The 20,324-nt window shown below is 47.2% G+C and carries 20 protein-coding genes and 1 tRNA gene; 4 read left to right on the top strand and 17 right to left on the bottom strand.

Annotation, left to right across the window (positions count from 1 at the left end; all coding sequences use genetic code 11):
* Positions 1–79 precede the first annotated feature (79 nt).
* Positions 80–352 (bottom strand): succinate dehydrogenase assembly factor 2, encoded by a 273-nt coding sequence (locus tag BFR57_RS09325; RefSeq protein ID WP_071463683.1) that lies wholly within the window; start codon positions 350–352, stop codon positions 80–82.
* 74 nt (positions 353–426) lie between these two features.
* On the opposite strand from BFR57_RS09325, the gene BFR57_RS09320 reads away from it, so the two are divergent.
* Together BFR57_RS09320 and BFR57_RS09315 are read left to right on the top strand one after the other, a co-directional pair.
* Positions 427–1,326: a folate-binding protein YgfZ gene (locus BFR57_RS09320; RefSeq protein ID WP_071463682.1), complete on the top strand. Its 900-nt coding sequence runs from the start codon at positions 427–429 to the stop codon at positions 1,324–1,326.
* 5 nt (positions 1,327–1,331) lie between these two features.
* The gene (locus BFR57_RS09315) at positions 1,332–1,814 is read left to right on the top strand and encodes a peptidylprolyl isomerase (protein ID WP_006956084.1); all 483 of its coding nucleotides are present in this window, start codon (positions 1,332–1,334) and stop codon (positions 1,812–1,814) included.
* A gap of 38 nt (positions 1,815–1,852) precedes the next feature.
* On the opposite strand, the gene BFR57_RS09310 is transcribed toward BFR57_RS09315, so the two are convergent.
* The 7 genes from BFR57_RS09310 to BFR57_RS09280 form a co-directional block, all read right to left on the bottom strand.
* On the bottom strand, positions 1,853–2,335 hold the full coding sequence (locus BFR57_RS09310; RefSeq protein ID WP_071463681.1) for a methylated-DNA--[protein]-cysteine S-methyltransferase: 483 nt from the start codon (positions 2,333–2,335) through the stop codon (positions 1,853–1,855).
* A gap of 132 nt (positions 2,336–2,467) precedes the next feature.
* A complete protein-coding gene (lysS, locus tag BFR57_RS09305) occupies positions 2,468–3,979 on the bottom strand; it encodes a lysine--tRNA ligase (RefSeq protein WP_071463680.1) in 1,512 nt (503 codons plus the stop codon).
* Between the two features lie 46 nt (positions 3,980–4,025).
* A protein-coding gene (prfB, locus tag BFR57_RS09300; protein WP_143441069.1) for a peptide chain release factor 2 occupies positions 4,026–5,124 on the bottom strand; the annotation gives its coding sequence in 2 pieces (ribosomal slippage) (positions 4,026–5,048 and positions 5,050–5,124; 1,098 coding nt in all).
* 40 nt (positions 5,125–5,164) lie between these two features.
* Positions 5,165–6,877 carry a single-stranded-DNA-specific exonuclease RecJ gene (gene recJ, locus BFR57_RS09295; protein WP_071463679.1) on the bottom strand — a complete coding sequence of 571 codons (1,713 nt, stop codon included), beginning with the start codon at positions 6,875–6,877 and terminating at the stop codon, positions 5,165–5,167.
* 2 nt (positions 6,878–6,879) lie between these two features.
* Positions 6,880–7,596: a bifunctional protein-disulfide isomerase/oxidoreductase DsbC gene (dsbC, locus tag BFR57_RS09290; RefSeq protein WP_071463678.1), complete on the bottom strand. Its 717-nt coding sequence runs from the start codon at positions 7,594–7,596 to the stop codon at positions 6,880–6,882.
* Between the two features lie 11 nt (positions 7,597–7,607).
* Complete coding sequence (gene xerD / locus BFR57_RS09285) at positions 7,608–8,507, bottom strand: site-specific tyrosine recombinase XerD (protein ID WP_071463677.1); 900 nt, start codon at positions 8,505–8,507, stop codon at positions 7,608–7,610.
* Between the two features lie 36 nt (positions 8,508–8,543).
* Positions 8,544–9,026: a VC2046/SO_2500 family protein gene (locus BFR57_RS09280; RefSeq protein ID WP_171903957.1), complete on the bottom strand. Its 483-nt coding sequence runs from the start codon at positions 9,024–9,026 to the stop codon at positions 8,544–8,546.
* Between the two features lie 116 nt (positions 9,027–9,142).
* Here BFR57_RS09280 and BFR57_RS09275 point away from each other — a divergent pair.
* Positions 9,143–9,227, top strand: a tRNA-Tyr gene (locus BFR57_RS09275).
* A gap of 7 nt (positions 9,228–9,234) precedes the next feature.
* On the opposite strand, the gene BFR57_RS09270 is transcribed toward BFR57_RS09275, so the two are convergent.
* A complete protein-coding gene (locus BFR57_RS09270; protein ID WP_071463675.1) occupies positions 9,235–10,200 on the bottom strand; it encodes an NAD(P)H-quinone oxidoreductase in 966 nt (321 codons plus the stop codon).
* Positions 10,201–10,316: 116 nt separating this feature from the next.
* Between BFR57_RS09270 and BFR57_RS09265 the strand changes: the two genes are divergently transcribed.
* Positions 10,317–11,963, top strand: coding sequence for a response regulator (locus BFR57_RS09265; RefSeq protein ID WP_071463674.1), 1,647 nt, complete (start codon positions 10,317–10,319; stop codon positions 11,961–11,963).
* Here the strand turns inward: BFR57_RS09265 and BFR57_RS09260 are convergent.
* The 8 genes from BFR57_RS09260 to bamA form a co-directional block, all read right to left on the bottom strand.
* Positions 11,960–12,787, bottom strand: a complete 828-nt coding sequence (locus BFR57_RS09260; protein ID WP_071463673.1) for a pirin family protein — start codon at positions 12,785–12,787, stop codon at positions 11,960–11,962. The genes BFR57_RS09265 and BFR57_RS09260 overlap by 4 nt on opposite strands.
* Before the next feature lie 10 nt (positions 12,788–12,797).
* Positions 12,798–13,718, bottom strand: coding sequence for a glutathione S-transferase family protein (locus BFR57_RS09255; RefSeq protein WP_071463672.1), 921 nt, complete (start codon positions 13,716–13,718; stop codon positions 12,798–12,800).
* 81 nt (positions 13,719–13,799) lie between these two features.
* Entirely contained in the window at positions 13,800–14,948 is a 1,149-nt protein-coding gene (lpxB, locus tag BFR57_RS09250) for a lipid-A-disaccharide synthase (protein ID WP_071463671.1), read from the bottom strand.
* Entirely contained in the window at positions 14,948–15,715 is a 768-nt protein-coding gene (gene lpxA, locus BFR57_RS09245; protein ID WP_071463670.1) for an acyl-ACP--UDP-N-acetylglucosamine O-acyltransferase, read from the bottom strand. The genes lpxB and lpxA overlap by 1 nt, the downstream gene beginning before the upstream one ends.
* Positions 15,715–16,173, bottom strand: coding sequence for a 3-hydroxyacyl-ACP dehydratase FabZ (fabZ, locus tag BFR57_RS09240; RefSeq protein WP_071463669.1), 459 nt, complete (start codon positions 16,171–16,173; stop codon positions 15,715–15,717). Before fabZ ends, lpxA begins: the two co-directional genes overlap by 1 nt.
* 9 nt (positions 16,174–16,182) lie before the next feature.
* Positions 16,183–17,211 carry a UDP-3-O-(3-hydroxymyristoyl)glucosamine N-acyltransferase gene (gene lpxD / locus BFR57_RS09235; RefSeq protein WP_071463668.1) on the bottom strand — a complete coding sequence of 343 codons (1,029 nt, stop codon included), beginning with the start codon at positions 17,209–17,211 and terminating at the stop codon, positions 16,183–16,185.
* Positions 17,212–17,214: 3 nt separating this feature from the next.
* Positions 17,215–17,736 carry an OmpH family outer membrane protein gene (locus tag BFR57_RS09230; protein ID WP_083405102.1) on the bottom strand — a complete coding sequence of 174 codons (522 nt, stop codon included), beginning with the start codon at positions 17,734–17,736 and terminating at the stop codon, positions 17,215–17,217.
* A 75-nt stretch (positions 17,737–17,811) separates the two neighbouring features.
* Positions 17,812–20,298, bottom strand: a complete 2,487-nt coding sequence (gene bamA / locus BFR57_RS09225) for an outer membrane protein assembly factor BamA (RefSeq protein WP_071463667.1) — start codon at positions 20,296–20,298, stop codon at positions 17,812–17,814.
* Between the last annotated feature and the right edge of the window lie 26 nt (positions 20,299–20,324).

The following is a 20,324-nucleotide window of genomic DNA, read 5'->3' as shown; positions in this document are numbered from 1 at the left end:
CTCACCATCAACCCACCACTGCAACCTGTCTTGACTCAGTGACAGCGCTCTGGTGCCAGACTGCAAGTGGATCATCGCGTTATACTTTAACCCGCGCCAGCATCAAATCAACCATGCGTTGCAATTCCGTGTCCGGACATTCTTTATGTCCCATGAACCAAGCAAACAAATCGGGATCGTCACAGGTCACTAGACGACGAAATACCGCTTTATCTTCCTCACTCAAGTGATCGTAAGCTTCATCCACAAAGGGTTCGAACAGCACATCAAGCTCGAGCATACCGCGACGACACGCCCACTTGAGGCGACGCTTATCTTTTAATGCTTCCTCGGATTGCTTTAACGTGAACATTTTTACTCCCAGCCTTGAATTCAATTTCAATAGCCTCATATTAGCATGACATGGCAATTAAAGGAGCCTTTTAAATGAGCAAAGTCATGTCAGAACACGCTTCCGCAAGCGAGACATTATTGTGCCCGTTGGACAGTTATGGCCTTCTCGCAGTGAGTGGCGATGACGCCCGTAGTTTTTTGCAAGGTCAGCTTACCGCTAACATCAACAGCTTGAAACCGGGAGCGCATTGCTATTCAGCGCATTGCGAACCAACCGGTAAGACCTTGAGTGTGTTTTGGCTATATTGCTACTCCGATAACGAATTTTGGCTTATTTTAAAGCACTCCGCGATCGCCGCCTCATTGGCTCAATTCGAAAAGTACGGCGTATTTAATAAGGTTTCATTTGAAGATAAAACCAAAGACATTCATTTAGTGGGTGCAATCAATCCGAATGATACGTTGGCTGTCCCGCAGAAGAATGAATTACTAGCGCAAGTCAAGGTGGGCAGCGATCCAAGCCAGTACGTGCTAATATATAAAGCAGAAATTGCCAGCGATTCTGACGAAAAGTTATGGGATGCCCTTGAAATTGAACGGGTGCGCCCTCAACTCATCAGTGAACTTGCAAAACAATTTGTGCCGCAAATGCTTAATGTACAAGTATGGGACGGCATTGATTTTAAGAAAGGTTGTTATATCGGCCAAGAGACTGTTGCCCGAATGCGTTACTTGGGTAAACAAAAGCGCGCACTCTTTCGTGTGAGTGGTTCTGCACACAGCCCAATTAAGGCGGGTGCGGAAGTTGAGCGAAAGGTGGGCGACAATTGGCGTCGAGGAGGTACGATAATTTTGGCAGTGAATCGTACCGACACCCAAGTAGATGGCTTAGCGGTGCTACCGATTGATATTGAGATGGGTACTCCGCTCCGTTTGCGAGGTGACGACGATAGTCTCTTGGAAATACACACACTGCCGTATCAATTAGGTTAACTATTATGAGCGAAGCAATTGCCCCGAATAAAGTGGTCGCCATCCATTACACTGTGAAAACAGCTGAAGGCCAAACATTGGATCAGTCTAAGGAAGGCAATCCACTAAGCTTTATCCATGGCCGAGGCATGCTGATCCCAGGTTTAGAAAATGCATTGGAAGGTAAAGAAGTCGGCGAAAAATTTACTGCCGAAATTGGTCCTGAAGAAGCATACGGCGAACGTCATGAAGGCTTGATTCAAACAGTTCCACGTAACTTGTTTGGTGAAAACGATGTTCAACCCGGTATGCAGTTCCGTGCTAGCACTGACCAAGGTGACCAATCAGTGATCATCGTTGAAGTTAACGATGACGAAGTGACTGTCGATGGTAACCACCCATTAGCAGGTGTAAACTTGAACTTTGACGTTGAAGTTGTTGAAGTACGTGACGCAACTGAGCAAGAGCTTGAGCACGGTCACGTTCACGCAGATGGTGAAGACCACTAATCACTCGATGATTAATGGTTTATTGAATTGAGGGGCGATTATTCGCCCCTTAATTTTTGCTCTCGATTAATGAGTGCTCGCTTTCGATGCACTCCCGCCGAAAAACCTCTTAGTTCACCTTTTATGCCTATCACACGGTGACACGGAATGACGATAATGAACGGATTTCGCGCGACCGCATTAGCAACTGCGCGTACGCTTTTAGGTCGTCCAATACGCTCAGCAATACATTTATATGACAGCGTTTCACCGGGCCGCACTTTGGTCAGTGTTGACAACACTTGCTGTTGAAACTCAGTTGTTTTCACACGCAGTGGTAAGCTGAATTTCTGACGCGAGCCTGCGAAATATTCTTCGAGTTGCGATTGCGTTTGCACCAATACAGGGTGCTTATGGTTGACGACCGACTGGCTTAAATCAGGCACATTCTTTTGGTCCTTATAATAAAGACCTGTCAAGTGCGCCTCATTTGCCATAGCCACCATGTGGCCAAGCGGTGTGTCAAACTCTAGATGGTACATTCACTCTCCAACAGATAATGTTTAATAAAATTGAATAGTAAAGAGCGTTTCCTTGTCTCTATTTTCTATTTTATTAAATGGTAGACCAAAAAAAAGCCACCCGGCAAGGGTGGCTGTTAGATTATTTTGGACTTAATCTGCTTTAGGACGCATATGCGGGAATAAGAGAACATCTCGAATGGTCGATGAATCGGTTAACAACATCACCAAACGATCGATACCAATGCCTTCACCCGCTGTTGGCGGCATGCCGTGTTCAAGCGCTGTGACATAGTCTTCGTCGTAGAACATTGCTTCATCATCACCCGCTTCTTTGGCTTCCACTTGATCGCGGAAACGTTGCGCCTGATCTTCCGCATCATTTAGCTCCGAGAAACCATTCGCTAGTTCACGTCCGCCTGCAAAGAACTCAAAGCGATCGGTCACAAATGGATTGTCGTCATTACGACGTGCCAAAGGTGACACCTCGGCTGGATACGCAGTGATGAACGTTGGTTGGATCAAGCGGTGTTCAGCAACGGTTTCGAAAATCTCGATCTGGATTTTTCCTAGACCCCAAGCCGAATTCACATCCACACCGACTTGCTCTGCAATAGCGGTTGCCTGTTCACGGTCGTTAAGCTGCTCCTCGGTAACTTCAGGCATATACTTGATAATCGCCTCTAACACCGTCATGCGCTCGAAGCGCTGGCCGAAGTCGTAGTTCACGCCACCGCTCTCAAATGTGGTTGAACCCAATACGTCTTGAGCAATACCACGTAGCATATCCTCCGTCATATCCATCAAGTCGAAATAATCTGCGTAGCCCCAGTAAAACTCCAACATGGTGAACTCGGGATTGTGACGCGTCGACAGCCCCTCATTACGGAAGTTACGGTTAATTTCAAACACTTTCTCGAATCCGCCGACAACGAGACGTTTGAGATAAAGTTCCGGAGCAATTCTAAGGAACAACTCCATATCTAACGCGTTATGATGAGTTGAAAATGGGCGTGCAGAAGCACCGCCTGGGATGGTTTGCATCATTGGCGTCTCAACTTCAAGGAACTGATGTTCGTTTAGGTAGCGACGAATATAATCAATGACACGAGAACGCACCAAGAACGTGTTACGTGATTCTTCATTAGTAATCAAATCAAGGTAACGTTGGCGATAGCGTGTCTCTTGATCCGCTAAACCATGAAACTTATCAGGTAAAGGACGTAACGCCTTAGTCAACAGACGTACGTCATCAACCAAAACACTCAGTTCGCCTGTCCCTGTTTTGAACAGCACGCCACTGGCGCCAACGATGTCGCCTAAGTCCCACTTTTTAAACTCACTGTTATAGAAGCCTTCTGGCAAGTTATCACGAGCTACGTAGAGCTGAATTTTACCCGACATATCTTGAATCGTTGCAAAACTCGCCTTACCCATAATACGGCGAGTCATCATACGACCCGCAACTTTAACGCGAACGCCCTGCTGCTCAAGCGACTCTTTGTCGGCTTCGTCATACTCAGCGTGAAGATCTTTTGCCAGTGAATCACGGCGAAAGTCATTTGGAAAGGCAACGCCCTTCTCGCGTAACGCCGCTAACTTCGCTTTTCGTTGCGCGATTTGTTCGTTTACATCAACTTCTGGCGTTTGCGACTTATCTGTCATAATCTTGCTTCCTCTTCGAATACGTTTCTATCGCGACTTAACTTGACTACAGACCGCTTTTTAAGCTGGCTTCGATAAATGGGTCGAGCGCACCATCTAACACCGCCTGTGTGTTTCTATTCTCGACGCCGGTGCGCAAATCTTTGATGCGCGCATCATCGAGCACATACGAACGAATTTGACTGCCCCAGCCGATATCCGCTTTTGAATCTTCCAGCGCTTGTTTATCTTCGTTCTGTTTTTGAATCTCTAACTCGTACAACTTCGCTTTCAATTGCTTCATCGCAGAGTCTTTATTTTTATGTTGCGAGCGATCACTTTGGCACTGCACCACAATACCGGTGGGTTCGTGCGTAATGCGCACCGCTGAATCCGTTCGGTTGACGTGCTGACCACCAGCGCCAGAGGCTCGATAGGTATCGATACGCAAGTCCGACGGATTGATTTCTATTTCAATATCATCATCGACTTCGGGATAGATAAACACTGAAGCGAAGGACGTATGACGGCGGTTACCGGAGTCAAAAGGCGACTTACGCACTAAACGATGGACACCGGTTTCGGTACGTAACCAACCATACGCATATTCACCGGCAATTCGCACCGTTGCCGATTTGATACCGGCGACCTCGCCTTCAGAAAGCTCAGTGATTTCCGTTTTAAATTCATGCGCTTCAGCCCAGCGCAAATACATACGCAGCAGCATGTTAGCCCAATCTTGTGCTTCCGTACCCCCCGAACCTGACTGAATATCCACGTAACAGTCGGCTGAATCGTTATCGCGAGAAAACATACGACGAAACTCAAGCGCTTCAAGCTGAGTCAATAGCTCCTGCAGCTCTTCTTCGGCTTCATTAAAGGTTGTTTCATCCTCGGCTTCCACAGCCAAGTCAACTAACCCTTCGATATCCTCTAAGCCTTGCTCTAAGTTATCGAGTGTTTCAATCACTTGTTCAAGTGCAGCACGCTCTTTCCCCAAACTTTGGGCTTTGGGCGGATCATCCCACACTTCGGGTTGTTCGAGCTCTCGGGTGACTTCTTCTAAACGCTCCTTTTTATGAGCGTAGTCAAAGATACCCCCTGAGCGCCTCACTGCGTGAGCGCATCTCTTTAATGGCGTTGTAAGTGGCGTTTGTCTCAAACATCACGTGACCCTTAGTTGTTTAATTGGCATAAACGGGTATTTTACCGCAAAGCGCGCAGTTGCTCCACCAACAACTGCACCGAAGTGCGTCCTCGAAAGTGATTCAGTTGTGGTTTATAGACAAGCTCGACCCACTGACACTGATGATTGGGCCACTGCTCAATATCACAATAAAACGATATGGCATCGAAAATACCGCCTTGGGGGCTTTGAACGACGAGCTTAAGATGCTTTTCACCCACAATACGCTGCTGCAGTATACGAAATTCGCCATCAAACATGGGTTCAGGAAACTTTTGTCCCCAAGGCCCTAAACGTTCGAGTTGCTGAATAAACTCAATGTTCAATTGCTCATCGGATAGTTCACCATCAGACCATATAATCGGTTGTACAACCTCATCCGTTAGCCAGTCGGCAGCCGCTTGTGACACCGCCGCCTGAAAGGTGTTCAGTTGTACCTCGGTTAAGGACAGTCCAGCAGCCATCGCATGACCACCAAAACGTTCAATCACTTCAGGGTATTGAGTGTCTACACGTTCAAGCAGGTCGCGAATATGTACTCCATCAATTGATCGCGCGGAGCCTTTTAAGTGAGTATCACTTTCTTTGGCAAACACGATCACCGGACGATGAGTTCGCTCTTTAACACGCCCTGCGACAATACCAATCACACCGCTATGCCACTGTTCATTGTACAGCACGATGACGTTGGGCAACTGACCTTGGTTATCGAGCTGGAGTTGGCTCACAATAGACTCAGCCTCAGCTTTCATATCTGCCTCGATTTCGCGTCGCTGCTTATTCAAATCACACAACGTTTGAGCAAGCTGTTGCGCGCGCTCTGACGAGGCTAACAAACATTCGATACCGAGGCTGATATCATCAAGTCGCCCCGCGGCATTAATACGAGGACCGATGGCAAATCCTAAGTCACTCGCTTGTAACTTTGCAATATCGCGCCCACTTTGCTCAATTAATGCACGAATACCCGCGCGACACTGTCCGGCTCTAATACGATTGAGGCCTTGTTGAACCAAAATACGGTTATTTTTATCGAGTGGCACCACGTCCGCGACCGTACCCAACGCGACCAAGTCAAGAAAATCGGCTAAGTTAGGTGTCGGTTGCCCCGCTTCACGCAGCCGCGCACGTAGCGCCGCCAATAGATAAAACGCGACGCCTACACCCGCTAACGCTTTACTCGGAAACTCGCAGCCTGGTTGATTAGGATTCACTATTGCAGCCGCTTGCGGTAATGTCGCAGGCGCTAAATGGTGGTCGGTAATCACCAACGTGATGCCTAATTCAGCGGCGCGTGTTGCCGCATCATGTGCGGCAATACCATTGTCGACCGTGAGTATCAGTCCCACCTGTTGCTCAGCTAGCTGCTCGACAATCGTCGCAGAGAGCCCATATCCCTCAGTCATCCGATTTGGCACGCGGTAGCTTACTCTATGAAATCCCATTTCAGGTAAGGCAGACATTAATAGTGCCGTACTGGTTGCACCATCGGCGTCGAAGTCACCGCAGATGACGATAGCTTGGTTCTGTTCTCGCGCTTGCAACAGAGCGTCACAGGCGGCATGAATATTCCGTAACTGCGAATAGTGGGCCATTCCGCGCAAATTGAGATCCAGTTGATTGGCTTCCGTTATTCCACGGTGCGCTAATATCTTCCGTATAACTTCTGGCCACTCACTTGGTAACTGTTCAACCGACGCGCTGGAATACCGTTTGACTGCTTTTAACGCCATAACTAACGGGTAGCTTGGATTTCATTAATAATCGCGTCTGGCGTTCTTAAGCCAGCCAGCATGCGTCCATCCGGCAGAATAAGTGCAGGCGTACCCGTCACTCCTAACATCTGTCCGAGGCGATAATGTTGAGCCACAGGGTTATCACATAACGTGGTTGCACTGATCGCTTGCTCGTTAAACAACGATGATAACGCTTCTGAGCCATCCTTTGCGCACCATGCTTGTTGCAATTCACGTCCACCTTTTGAGCCTAGACCACCGCGCGGAAATGCCAGGTATTGAACAGTGATACCTTTATCCAAGTAGCTTCCCAAATTATTGTGAAGTCTTTGACAATAGCCACAGGTCGTATCTGTGAAAATAGTCACCACATGTTGTTCCTTTGACGACTTGTAGGTAATCATTTCATCTTGATGCTCGGCGACTTTAGCCTTACGTAACGTTTGCAGCGCTTGCTCAGTTTTGTTTTCTGGAGCGCCTTTAGACAGTTTGTATAGGCTACCCGCCAATAAGTGCTCGCCATCTTCGGACAGATAAACAATACCTTGGTTAGTTGAAAGCTCAAAAACACCATCGATGCCTGACGGTTTAATGCTCATCACTTCAATGCCCAACTGTTCGAGCTTACTGGTATCCGGTTGTTGCTCGGCCCATGCACTAGCCGAAAAAAACAGCAGTGAAACTGCAACGGTTTTAACTCTAAGACCCAACTTCATACTGACCTCAATTAACCTCTTGGATGAAACGCCGCATGCATTTGTTGCAAGCGTTCTTTTGCTACTTGTGTATAAATTTGTGTTGTCGATAAATCACTATGCCCCAATAACATCTGCAGTACACGTAAATCAGCACCGTGATTGAGCAGGTGTGTTGCAAACGCATGGCGAAGCGTGTGGGGTGACAAATGAGCACTGATGTGAGCCTGCTCAGCGTAGGCTTTAATGCGATACCAGAACGCTTGTCGAGTTAATAATGTACCTCGCTGTGTAATAAACACCCACCCAGAACTACGTTCACTGAGCGCGGGGCGACCGTGTTTCAAATAGCGCGATAACCACTCAACTGACTCCTCCCCAAGAGGAACCAACCGTTCTTTATCACCTTTACCAATGACCCGAACCAAACCTTGCTGCAACGACACCTGCTCGTACTGTAGCCGCACTAACTCCGTAACCCTCAATCCAGTGGCGTATAATACCTCAAGCATCGCTCTATCACGCAACCCAATAGGCATCTCAACATTGGGGGCGTCTAACAATGCCAATACATCCGCTTCGGTTAAAGAGTGCGGGACCGGTGGACTCATCTTGGGACGTTTTAGCTTGGCTATGGGATCATTGCTGAACCAGCTCTGTTTAAGTGCGAAAGGTGTCAACTTTTTCATCGCACTTAAAAACCGAGATGTGCTTCGAGGCGACATACCCTGTGTACGCCGCCATAGCAAGTAATCCTGCACAGACGTTGTAGTAACCTGTGTTAACCCAAGCTTGTGTTCCGCTAAGAACTCACAGAACTTTTTCAAATCACTACGATAGGCCGCTTGCGTGTTTTCACTAACACCATGGGCAAGCCACAAATGTTCAACAAACTGCTCGATACGCTCTGCGTCTTGCGGGTGAATTTTCATGCCCATTCTTTCACTGACAACTTGATAGCTGTCAGCTTACATGAGCGACTGGTGATCTTCTATACCCATCGATTGCAAAACATCATATAAGCGCGATGGGTTGTTACGGCGAGGTGGGTTAGCTTTTGTGAGTTGAGCGCGTTGCCGGCGTTTACGCGTTTGCCAATCTAAATTAGCAATCAACTCAATAGGGAGTCGGTTACTCGACGCATCGATCACCAGCGGCTGCGGCTTTAATGCGTCATAAAGACGTTGTTGGGAAAGTTCGGCTGCGTGAGTATATACGCCCGTAGGGATTTTATAATCAGCATCAGCACCGAGTGGTCTAGGTTTAGCGGCACCAATCAGGCGCTGCCAATCAGGCTCTACCCGTTGTGCTCCATCAATAGACGGCTGTTCGTTAAGTGTCGAAACCCAGTAGGCAAAGGTCGCAGCGAAACCACCATTAAGTGCTTGGTTGGCAAACGACTCTACTTTTTCGACAAAAGGATCGAGCTGTAATTCTCGTACCGCCTGCATCAGATACTCCGCTGATTGACACATACGTGTTATCGGCGGAGTACGAGAAATAATGAGTTTTTTTAGTTAACCCTTTACAACCGAGTTCAGGTTGCTATCATACGCGCTCTTCTGATGGAGGGGTTCCCGAGCGGTCAAAGGGATCAGACTGTAAATCTGACGGCTCAGCCTTCGCAGGTTCGAATCCTGCCCCCTCCACCATTTTTTCTTAGTTGTCTTGCATAGCCAAAATCACTTTTCCAAACGTTCTATTCTCACGTACGTAGTCCATTGCTTCATTAACATCATTAGCCGCAACGACTCTGTCCAGTATGGGTGTGATGCGCTTCGCACTAAACGCTTCACCGAATTCATCCCACAGTTCTCGTAAGATACTTCCCTTACGTTCAGCTGACAGTGCTCTTAACGTTGAACCAATAATACGCTGGCGTTTTATCAGCATGCGTCCAAAATCAACCTGACCTTCGCGTCCGCCCATCAATCCGATGAGAATGATGCGACCTTCGGTATTTAAAAAGCCTTGGTCACGCGCAATCGAGTCACCCCCAATCGGATTTAAGATGACATCCACGCCCTCACTACTAAGTTGCTGCCAATCACGCTCATGATGCCGATTGACCGTCACTTGCGAACCCAGTTTGCGACAGAACTGCTGCTTCTCATCTGTGCCCACAACGGCCACAGACTCAATACCTTTTTCCTTACATAATTGAATCAACGACGTTCCTACGCCACCCGCTGCCGCATGAATCAATACACGCTCGTTTGATTTTACGCGGGCAAGTTGGAACACATTCAAAAATGCCGTTGCAAACGTCTCCAGCCAACCCGCTCCTTGCTCCTGTGACCAACCGTTCGGTAAGGGTAATACTTGCTGCTGGTCAACAACGACTTGTTCAGCGTAACCTCCGGCGGCTAGCAAGGCACATACCTTATCGCCCACACTGAAAGCGTCGACGTCGCTACCGACTTCAATGATCGTTCCACTGCATTCAAGACCAGGAATGTCAGATGCACCCGGCGGTGCAGGATAAGCGCCTGCAACTTGCATTAAATCGGCACGATTCATGCCTGCGTGACTAATCGCTATCCTTACTTGATGACTGTCTAACGCTTTTGATTGTTCAACTTCTGCCCATTCGATGCGTCCATCTTTAATCCTTGCTGCTTTCATAACGAATCCATTTTTAACTTTTATTCAAAATATTATCTACTTAGCGCTATTCCAAGCTTAACATAGCCCATATTTAACAGTATGCTGATATCAACTTATCCTAAGCAATGTACGGTATGAACGAAGCACTGGATTTATCAGACAAACGCGTCTTGATTATTGAAGATCAAAAGGCCTTTCAAGTCATGTTGAAAGGTTTGCTGATTAATTTAGGTGCCAAAGAAGTTGATGCTAAACGCACTGGCGAGGCGGGAATTGCAGCCTACGCGCGGCGCCCCTACGATATTTTATTGGTTGATTATAACTTAGGCCGCGGCAAAAACGGTCGCCAGGTGTTAGAAGAGCTCCGCCAACGCGGCATGCTTAAGCCTGAAACACTGTTTTTTATAATTACAGGTGATAACACTCGCCCGATGGTATTGAGCGCGCTCGAGCTGCAACCGGACGACTACCTCACAAAACCCTTTTCACATCGTGTTTTACGCGCTCGTTTGTTGCGTGCATACAAACGTAGAATGTGGCTAAGAGATGTCTTTAAATCACTCTACAGCAAAGACTATGAACAGTGTATCGAGGCCTGTCAGAAGCATATCAATGCGCAAAGCCGTTACGCCGCCTATTGTCAAAAGTTGCAGATTGAATTATTTAATAAAACCGGTCAGTTAGACGCCGCCGATAAAGCTATTGAGCAGTTGCTTGAAGAGGGTGGTCAAAGTTGGGCGCGCCTTAAACAAGCTGAGACACGATTGCTACAACAACGCCCCGACGACGCCCTTGAACTTGTCGCCGCGGTCGTAAAAAAAATGCCCAATGCCATTGAAGCACATGACCTGAAAACCCGCTGTTTTCTGAGTAAAGAAGCTATGGATGAGGCGTTAGATAGTGCCCGAATCGCGATTACCATGGCACCTTTTTCAATCGAAAGACAGACGTTACTCGCGCGTATCGCACGAGACTCTGAAAACTACGAAATAGCTAAACAAGCAATGAATAACGTGCTACAAATTGCACGTACCTCAGTTCATCGCAATGTGCAGCATCTATGCAATTACCTACGCGCCATTTTAGACGCTGCAGAGCATGCTGAAACTCGGCAACAGATTGCTAAATATCAAACCGAAGCGACAATGGAGCTACAGCGGGCTCGCTTTGATGAAAACCTCGTCTATTCGGATATTTCTTTTGAAACCATTGAATCCATTCTGTTGTCACGCATCGATGCATTTAACGGGCGCTTACGTGAAGCGCAAAGTCGATTAAATCAAATTTTTGGGGATGATTTAGCGGCCGGTAACAGCTTACCCGAGGAGGTAAGTTTTGATGTGATTGCTATTTTAATGGATTTAGGCGAGTTTGAAAAAGCCGATGATATCGTTCAACAATATCAACAACTCTTCACTATTGATGAGTACACCCAGCGCCTGATGCGTGACCGAGTATCGCGCTCAGAGCAACGCCGCACGCAATTTAGGCAAATGCATGAACGGGGCATTCAAGAGTATGAAGATCGCCGCTACAAAGAGGCGCTTAATAGCTTCAGAGAAGCTTTAAAGATGGCGCCTTTGAATAGTGGTGCGGCACTCAACTTTATTCAAGCAGCAGTCAGATACTGTGCAGAAGCCAACTCGGATAATGAAATTGGCTTTCTGAAAAAGGAATGTCTCTCCTGCTTGCGCACTCTGCAGGGGATGACACTTTCGACATCCCATGCAGCACGCTATGAACAATTAATTAAGCAAACAGCTCGTTTCAATCTTAGTTAACCTTGAGTCAGTTTACCTTGTTGATAGTCACGAATTGCTTGTTCAATTTCTTGCGGCGTATTCATTACGAACGGGCCGTATTGACTAATTGATTCGCCCAGCGCATCGCCCATTAAAATCATCGCGCCACTGTCTTGCTCAGCAGTTACATTTAAAGTGGCGGCTTGCCTATCCAGAACGGCTAACTCACCACGTTCGATGCGTTCGCCATCGATCAAAAGAGCGCCCTGATAAACATACATCAGTTGAGTTGTGTGCTGAGCCAGCGCTAATTGTTCACTGCCCTTTTCGTTTAAGCGCAGATCAGCGATGAAAAACCTCTGCTCCGGCAATGAAACGGGACCCTGTTTGTCACCGTAGTGTCCCGCAATTAGACGAAGAAGACCGCTTTGCAACTCAACCTCAGGAATAGTATTTGCTTTGTAATCAAACCATTCCGGCTCATCCATCTTATATTTCGCGGGCAGATTAATCCATAGTTGAAAGCCCCACATCAAACCGTCCGTTTGCTTGGGCATTTCCGCATGGATAATACCACGCGCTGCTTTCATCCATTGCACACCGCCGGCACCAACGAGACCTTGATTTCCCACCGAGTCTTCATGCGCCATTTGTCCGGCTAACATATAAGTCAGTGTACAGAAACCGCGGTGAGGATGAGGCGGAAAACCGGCAATATAATCATCGGGATCATCTGAACGAAATTCATCGAGCATCAAAAAGGGATCCTGATGTTTAAAAGCCGGTTGATTAATGATACGTGACAACTTTACGCCCGCACCATCTTGCGCGGCTACCCCTTTTACGCGTTTAACGATACCCATACGTAATTCCTTAAAATGATAACTCAGGACCCACTGGCACGATCTGAGTGGGGTTAATAGTTTTATGGCTGCCGTAGTAGTGGCGCTTAATATGATCCATCACTACTGTCTCTGCAACGCCTGGATAGTGGAATAAACGGCTTAAATAGTCACGCATGCGTGGATAGTCACTAATGCGGTATTTGTTAGCTTTGAAGTGGCCAAAATAGACGGCATCAAAACGCACTAGCGTGGTGAACAAACGCCAATCCGCTTCAGTGAGTTGGTCGCCCACTAAATAATCGCGTCCTTCTAACCGCTCCTCAACCCAATTTAAGGCGTCAAAAAGCGCTTCGAATGCCTCTTCATAGGCGCTCTGTTCAGTCGCAAAGCCACATTTATAAACACCGTTATTTATACCGTGATAAACCCGCTCGTTGACTTCATCAATTTCTTGTTGCAGCGCTTCGGGATAAAAATCCAGGTCATTGCCCGTTAAATCATTAAACGCGGAGTTAAAAATACGTATGATTTCGGCTGATTCATTATTGACGATGGTTTCTTGTTGCTTATCCCACAACACAGGCACCGTCACTCGACCAGAATAGTTAGGATCGGCTTTCAAGTATAGCTGGTAGAGAAAGTCAGACTGATAGAGCGGATCGTTAAGCGGAGCGGTTGAAAACTCCCAACCGTTTTCCAGCATTAAAGGATGAACCACAGACACGTCAATGTGAGACTCTAGCCCTTTAAGCTTTCTAAAAATCAGTGCACGATGTGCCCAAGGACACGCATAAGATACGAATAAATGGTAGCGACCCGACTCAGGCGAAAACTGACCACTAGGCTCGATGCTGTTACGAAACTGTGACTCACTTCTAACGAAGCGTCCACCATGTTTTTTGGTGTCATACCATTTGTCGTGCCACTTACCGTCGACTAATAAACCCATATCTAATCTCCAATCTATTGAATACACTCATACTAGATCAGATTTTTTAGGATTATTAGCGCATAATTTCCGTAATTACGTTCAATTTTTTAGAAGATTAGTCACCACATCTGCAGCAACCTGACTCGCAGATTGGTCAAGTTGTTGGTGAATGCTATCAAATTGTTCAAGAAGCGCTTGGTTATCCGACCGCAGCAATTGCTCCATGTTGGCAACTATCCGTTCGACACTGGCATCACTTTGAGCGAGTTCCGGTACAATAGCACGCCCCGCTAAGAGGTTCGGTAACGAGAAGAAAGGTGCATGAAAAAGCCGCTTAATAACTTGGTAAGACAGCCAAGCGAAGCGATAGGCAACCACCATCGGGCGCTTAATCAAAAGAGCCTCAAGCGCTACTGTACCTGATGTTAATAGCAGGTAGTCACAAGCGCTCATCACCTCACGGCTTCGCCCAAGAAGGATCTGCACATCCGCTTGCATACCACTTTCTGCTATTAGCGAACTCAATTCATCGGCGCGAGCTTGATTCACCATAGGCGCGACAAACTGCAACTCAGGATGATTGGCTTTAAGCGTTTTACAGACTTGCAAAAAAACCGGCGCCATGCGCGCTAATTCACCTTTGCGACTGCCGGGGAGTAAGCCAATATAGGTGCCCGATTCGGCTAGACCTAAATCATTCCTAGCCGCAACTTTATCGCTTTGACGAGGAATAGCGTCCGCTAGCGGATGACCCACGAAGGTCGCAGGTAAATCGTGTTGATCATAGAACTGCTTTTCGAAGGGCAATAAGCACAACACATGGTCAACGGCTTCTTTTATCCCCTTGATTCTTCCTTTGCGCCAGGCCCAGACCGATGGGCTAACGTAGTGAACGGTTTTAATACCCGTTGCTTTAAGTCGCTTTTCAACCGTGAGATTAAAATCAGGGGCGTCGATACCAATAAAGACGTCAGGTTGCTGTTGCTTAAGAAACTCGACTAACTGTCTGCGGTGTTTTAATAGCTTAGGTAAGTGGCGCACCACTTCGGCCAAACCCATAATCGACAAGTCTTCCATCGGGAAAAACGAGCTGAGCCCCTCACGTTCCATGAGAGGCCCTCCCACACCGATGAACTCAACATGTTGATAGCGCGACTTCAAGGCGGCCATCAGGCCTGATCCGAGTATATCGCCTGAGTGTTCACCTGCGACTAACGCAACTTTGACAGACGTTTGCGCGTTTTCCATTAGGGTCGAATAATGCCACGTTGCGAATGTTTAACGAACTTAACAAAGTCCACTAACTTGGGCTCTTCAAGCGCTTCTATCTGTTGTATCGCTTCTTCAACAGTTAGACTCGAACGATATAACAGCTTGTAAGCGCGACGAATGTTACGGATTTCTTGTTCACTGAACTGTCGACGCTTTAAACCTTCAGAGTTTATGGTGCGAGGACGCGCATTATGACCTTGCGCCATCACAAACGGTGGAATGTCCTGTACAACGATCGAGTTGACCGCCGCAAATGCGTGCGAGCCAATATGACAAAATTGGTGAACGCCGGTCAAACCGCCCAAAATGACTTGGTTGCCCACATGAACGTGACCTGCCAGGGTGACTAAGTTGGCGAAAATATTATCGTCTCCGATAATACAGTCGTGCGCGACATGCACGTATGCCATCAGCAAGTTACGATCGCCAATACGCGTAATACCCTCGTCTTGGATAGTGCCACGATGAATCGTCACCGACTCACGAATGACGTTATCGTCACCAATCTCTAAACGTGTGGGTTCACCCGCATATTTTTTATCTTGGCAATCTTCGCCCACGCTTGCGAACTGATAAATGGTATTACGGGCGCCGATTTTCGTCGGTCCTTTGATGACTACATGCGAGCGAATATCACAATCATCACCAATTTCTACGTTGGGTCCAATAATCGTCCAAGGTCCAACAGAAACGTTACTTCCCAGTTTAGCCGACGAATCGATAATAGCAGTTTCGTGGATCACTAGACTTCCCTTCTCGCGCAAATAATTTCGGCGCTTGCTGCTAATTCACCGTCAACTTCAGCGCGACCGGAAAACTTCCAAATCCCACGACGTTCTTTCTCGAAAGTGACATAAAAATGGATAGTATCGCCTGGCACAACTTGGCGTTTAAAACGCGCGTTATCGATACCTGCAAATAAATATAAATCATTTGCAGTAGATTTTTGCTCTGTAATTCGGAAGCCCAACAAACCAGCCGCTTGTGCTAGACCTTCGAGTAACAAAACACCTGGGAAAATAGGATTACCCGGAAAATGACCGTTAAACATGGGCTCGTTAAAGCTCACATTCTTAATCGCGTGAATGTCTTTCTTGCAGTCACAAGAAATGACCCGGTCAATCAATAAAAATGGATACCGGTGTGGTAGTAAGTCGAGTACACCTTGAATATCAAATCCAGAGTCAGTGGCTTTCAACATCCTCTCCCTTTACTTAATTTTTTGCAGTTCTTGCTCGATGCCTTTAACGCGCTTAAAAAGGTCATCCAGCTGACGATAACGCGCCCCATTTCTCCGCCATTCACGGTGATGAGTAGCAGGAATACCTGACGCATAAACGCCGGGCTCAGTAATTTCTTTTATCACCATTGCAAATCCCATGATTTGCACGTCATCGCAAATACTGATGTGTCCGTTAATCGCTGAAGCACCACCGATCATGCAGCGCTTACCAATCCGGCAACTTCCTGCCAAAACGGTACAGCCCGCAATGGCGGTATTTTCATCAATAAACACGTTATGAGCAATTTGACACTGGTTGTCAATAATACAGCCGTTGCTGATTATCGTATCGTCGAGCGCACCTCTATCAACCGTCGTGCTAGCACCAATTTCTACATCATCGCCGATAATAACTCGACCAATTTGAGGTATTTTCAGCCAGCGCCCATTTTCAGGAGCCCAACCGAATCCATCGGCACCAATCACCGCGCCCGAGTGAATATTGCACTGAGCTCCAATGACACAGCGATGATAGATATTAACGCCTGACCAAATTTTTGTATCTGCACCTACCGTTACTTCGGGGCCGATATGAGTGTGTGCACCAATCGCAACGTTATCGCCAATGACCGCACCCGCTTCGATCACAACGTACTCGCCTAAAGCCACGTTGTTACCTAATTTTGCAGAAGCGTGCACCTTAGCCGTTTCGGCAACGCCCTCAGCAGGCGCTGGCGTGGTATCTAAGCGCTGGGCTACTTTAGCAAATGCCGCGTAGGGGTTATTCACCACGATAGCATTAATCGCCGGCATGTCTTCGGCATCTTTAGGTGCGAGGATAACGGCACCGGCTCGGCTGGTTTCAAGCTGGCTTTTGTAACGGCTATTAGCTAAAAAAGCAATTTGCGCTGCTGATGCAGACTGTAAAGTCCCAACTCCAGTAACAACAAGGTTCGCGTCGCCGCGAACCTCACCATCAACATACTCTGCTAACTGCTTTAAAGAGTATTCTGTCATTGATTAGTTACCCGAGTTAGCACTCATACGCTCGACAACCTTAGCAGAAAGGTCATTATCAGACTTCATGAACGCGACTGCGTTGCTTTGTAAAACGAGGTCGTAATCACCTGATTCAGCTACAGCGTTGATTGCATTCTGCACTTTGCCTAATAGCTCATCGCGCTCTTCAGCTTGACGACGACGTGTGTCTTCTTGCAACGCTTTACTCTTCAATTGTGCTTCAGCGACTAACTGTTCAAGTTCGCGGTTCAATTGCGTTTTTTCATCAGCAGACATGACCGATGCATCACGTTCTTGCTTTTGACGCAGTTCCTGAATCTTTTGCTCTAATTGACGCATTTCCTCGAAACGATCTTGAAACTCGGTTTGCAACTGCTGTGAAATTTGCTCACGTTGTGGCAATTGTTGAAACACTTGCATCATATCGACAACGCCGATCTTCTGTTGAGCACTTGCTGCGCCAGCAAACATTGCACTTGATACAGCTAAAGCTGCAACGGTTGTTTTAAATAGCTTTTTCAAAATTAACTCCTCAAAAAAATTTGTTGTTCTTATAGTGCGATTGTCTCGCGTTGAACTGTCAACATCGCTACTCTATCAGAATGTCGTACCGATGTTGAACGAGAATATCTGGGTTTCATCGCCTTCCACTTCTTTAAGCGCTCGACCTAATGAGAAGGTCAACGGACCCATAGGCGATATCCACTGTACGGAAATACCTGCCGACACTCGGAAATCACCGGGATCACTGTAGTCACTCAGTGGCTGGCTCTGACCTATTAAATCTAAGCCCTTATACTTATCGTAGTCAAACTCAGTATCCCACACGGTGCCCACATCGACGAACACACTTGTACGGACACTGTTACGCATGCCCTCGTCAATAAACGGTGTTGGCACGATAAGTTCAACACCACCAACTACTTTCGCGTTACCACCTACCGCAAATCGACTAACAGTAATTGATTCAGCGTTAGAACCTGCTGGATAACCACCCGGTAGCCCGGTCCAATCTGGCGGCGTCGCGATCTGATCTGCATAGCTATATATCGCGCGCGGCCCCACTGTGTTCGGCTCAAAGCCACGCAAATCGCCTTGACCGCCAACACGGAATGACTCCCAGAAAGGCAACAAATAGTCATTGCCCGCATCGTCCTCGCCGTAACCATTACCATAGCCGACATTGAAACGGGTTAGTAGCGTCCACTGCTGATCGTCTGACAAAGGCCAGTAATATTTAAAGTCGTAACCGAGACGGAAATACTGAATATCACTGAACGGTGCCGAGATTTCAAACGACGCCCGCTGAGACGAACCTGAGCTCGGGAACGTACCGCGGTTTAACGTGACTCGTGACCACCCCGCGGTAAAGTCGTAAATATCGAAGCCAACGCCTGAATCTGGGCTTTGCGGATCCAAGAATGCTTGATAGAACTTACGAATCTGCTCGTAACCATCAACGTTAGTTACTTCTTGACGCTTATAACCTACACCAAAGCTAAAGCTATTGATTTCATCGACAGGGAAGCCAACATTGGTGCTTACGCCATACGTGCGTTGGTTGTAACGAATCAAGTTTTCAGCTCGTCCGGCATCGAACTCGCTGAGGAACAATTGACCCGATAAAGAAACACCATTGGTGGTAAAGTACGGGTCAGTATAGGAAACACTAAAGTTCTTCTGGAAACGGCTAGTCGAGACATTGATACCCGCACGGTTACCCGTACCTAAGAAGTTACTTTGCTGTATACCAGCATTCAGTTGTAGACCTGAGTAGTCGCCGTAGCCGATACCGGCATTAAACGAGCCCGATGGTTGCTCTTTAACTTTATAGGTAACATCAACTTGGTCAGGCTGGCCATCAACTTTCTCGGTTGAGGTCTCAACCGTTTCAAAGAAACCGAGGCGTTCTAGACGAACTTTACCTTGTTCAATCTTGTTATCCGACAACCAAGCCCCTTCAAGTTGACGCATTTCGCGACGTAACACTTGATCTTCAGTGGTCGAGTTGCCTTCAAAGCCAATACGACGAACATAAACACGGTTACCTGGGTTGACCGAGAAAGTCAGCTTAACCGTCTTGTCCTCATCGTTACGTTCAGGCAACGCTTTTACTTCAGGGTAAGCATATCCATACCCCCCGTAAAAGCGGCTGACCAGATCTTCGATGTAGGTTACTTGAGCGGCATTATAAAGCGCACCCTCTTTAATCGTAGTTAAGCGATTAACAATGTCTTCGTGCCCTTTCAGATCACCAATCACATCGGTTTCGCTAACGTAATACTTTTCGCCCTCGCTGACATTAATCGTAATGTAAACGCCGGCTTTATCGGGCGTAACGGAAACCTGAACAGATTCCACTTGGAACTGCAGATAACCGCGATCGCGGTAGTAGGACTCGAGCGTTTCTAAGTCACCACTCAACTGTTCTTTTTGGTAACGTTTCTCACCGATGATATTCCACCAAGGTAAGTCATCACGTAACTCAAATGTATCTAGCAGTAACTCGTCGGGAAACGCTTTGTTACCCACGATATTGATCTGAGCAATCTCTGCGGCATCACCCTCTTCGAAGTTCATGCGCAACTCAACGCGGTTACGTGGCAACTCAATGACTTCGAGATCAACTTGGGCGTTATATTTACCGACACTTTGATAGAAATCTTCAAGACCCTTTTCGATACCGGAGATGGTTGTGCGATCGAGTGGCTCACCTTCAACGATATTATTGTCTTGTAGACTCTGTTCTAACTGCTCGTCCTTAATATCGTTGTTACCCTCGAATGTAATTTGAGCAATCGTAGGACGCTCACTTACACGGAAAGTTAGCGTTCCGTTATCACGTACCGCTTCGATATAATCAAAGTGAGTAGAAGAATAAAGTGACTTGATCGCGCTGCGGATCTGCAGCTCAGACACTTCATCGCCAACTCGAACAGGAATGTAGGTCAATGCAGCACCCAGTGCCACACGTTGTAGACCTTTAACTTCGATATCTTGGACAACAAATTCATCTTGTGCTTGCGCTGCGGGCGAAACCGCCGCCGCAACCATGGCACTCACTAACAGCTTTTTAAACGTCATTATAACTAGCTACTTATTGTTGACTT

This window comes from Idiomarina sp. MD25a, from assembly GCF_001870515.1.
In the GTDB taxonomy this organism is placed as follows: domain Bacteria; phylum Pseudomonadota; class Gammaproteobacteria; order Enterobacterales; family Alteromonadaceae; genus Idiomarina.
This window is presented reverse-complemented; position numbering and strand designations above follow the sequence as displayed.

What these genes read in the sequence shown, in the direction of transcription:
- BFR57_RS09325 (WP_071463683.1), bottom strand. Translation starts at nt 352, where the DNA reads ATGTTCACGTTAAAGCAATCCGAGGAAGCATTAAAAGATAAGCGTCGC.
- lpxB (WP_071463671.1), bottom strand. Translation starts at nt 14,948, where the DNA reads ATGGAAAACGCGCAAACGTCTGTCAAAGTTGCGTTAGTCGCAGGTGAA.
- BFR57_RS09255 (WP_071463672.1), bottom strand. Translation starts at nt 13,718, where the DNA reads ATGGGTTTATTAGTCGACGGTAAGTGGCACGACAAATGGTATGACACC.
- BFR57_RS09320 (WP_071463682.1), top strand. Translation starts at nt 427, where the DNA reads ATGAGCAAAGTCATGTCAGAACACGCTTCCGCAAGCGAGACATTATTG.
- xerD (WP_071463677.1), bottom strand. Translation starts at nt 8,507, where the DNA reads ATGAAAATTCACCCGCAAGACGCAGAGCGTATCGAGCAGTTTGTTGAA.
- BFR57_RS09315 (WP_006956084.1), top strand. Translation starts at nt 1,332, where the DNA reads ATGAGCGAAGCAATTGCCCCGAATAAAGTGGTCGCCATCCATTACACT.
- BFR57_RS09260 (WP_071463673.1), bottom strand. Translation starts at nt 12,787, where the DNA reads ATGGGTATCGTTAAACGCGTAAAAGGGGTAGCCGCGCAAGATGGTGCG.
- dsbC (WP_071463678.1), bottom strand. Translation starts at nt 7,596, where the DNA reads ATGAAGTTGGGTCTTAGAGTTAAAACCGTTGCAGTTTCACTGCTGTTT.
- recJ (WP_071463679.1), bottom strand. Translation starts at nt 6,877, where the DNA reads ATGGCGTTAAAAGCAGTCAAACGGTATTCCAGCGCGTCGGTTGAACAG.
- lysS (WP_071463680.1), bottom strand. Translation starts at nt 3,979, where the DNA reads ATGACAGATAAGTCGCAAACGCCAGAAGTTGATGTAAACGAACAAATC.
- BFR57_RS09265 (WP_071463674.1), top strand. Translation starts at nt 10,317, where the DNA reads ATGAACGAAGCACTGGATTTATCAGACAAACGCGTCTTGATTATTGAA.
- bamA (WP_071463667.1), bottom strand. Translation starts at nt 20,298, where the DNA reads ATGACGTTTAAAAAGCTGTTAGTGAGTGCCATGGTTGCGGCGGCGGTT.
- fabZ (WP_071463669.1), bottom strand. Translation starts at nt 16,173, where the DNA reads ATGTTGAAAGCCACTGACTCTGGATTTGATATTCAAGGTGTACTCGAC.
- lpxD (WP_071463668.1), bottom strand. Translation starts at nt 17,211, where the DNA reads ATGACAGAATACTCTTTAAAGCAGTTAGCAGAGTATGTTGATGGTGAG.
- BFR57_RS09310 (WP_071463681.1), bottom strand. Translation starts at nt 2,335, where the DNA reads ATGTACCATCTAGAGTTTGACACACCGCTTGGCCACATGGTGGCTATG.
- BFR57_RS09280 (WP_171903957.1), bottom strand. Translation starts at nt 9,026, where the DNA reads ATGCAGGCGGTACGAGAATTACAGCTCGATCCTTTTGTCGAAAAAGTA.
- BFR57_RS09270 (WP_071463675.1), bottom strand. Translation starts at nt 10,200, where the DNA reads ATGAAAGCAGCAAGGATTAAAGATGGACGCATCGAATGGGCAGAAGTT.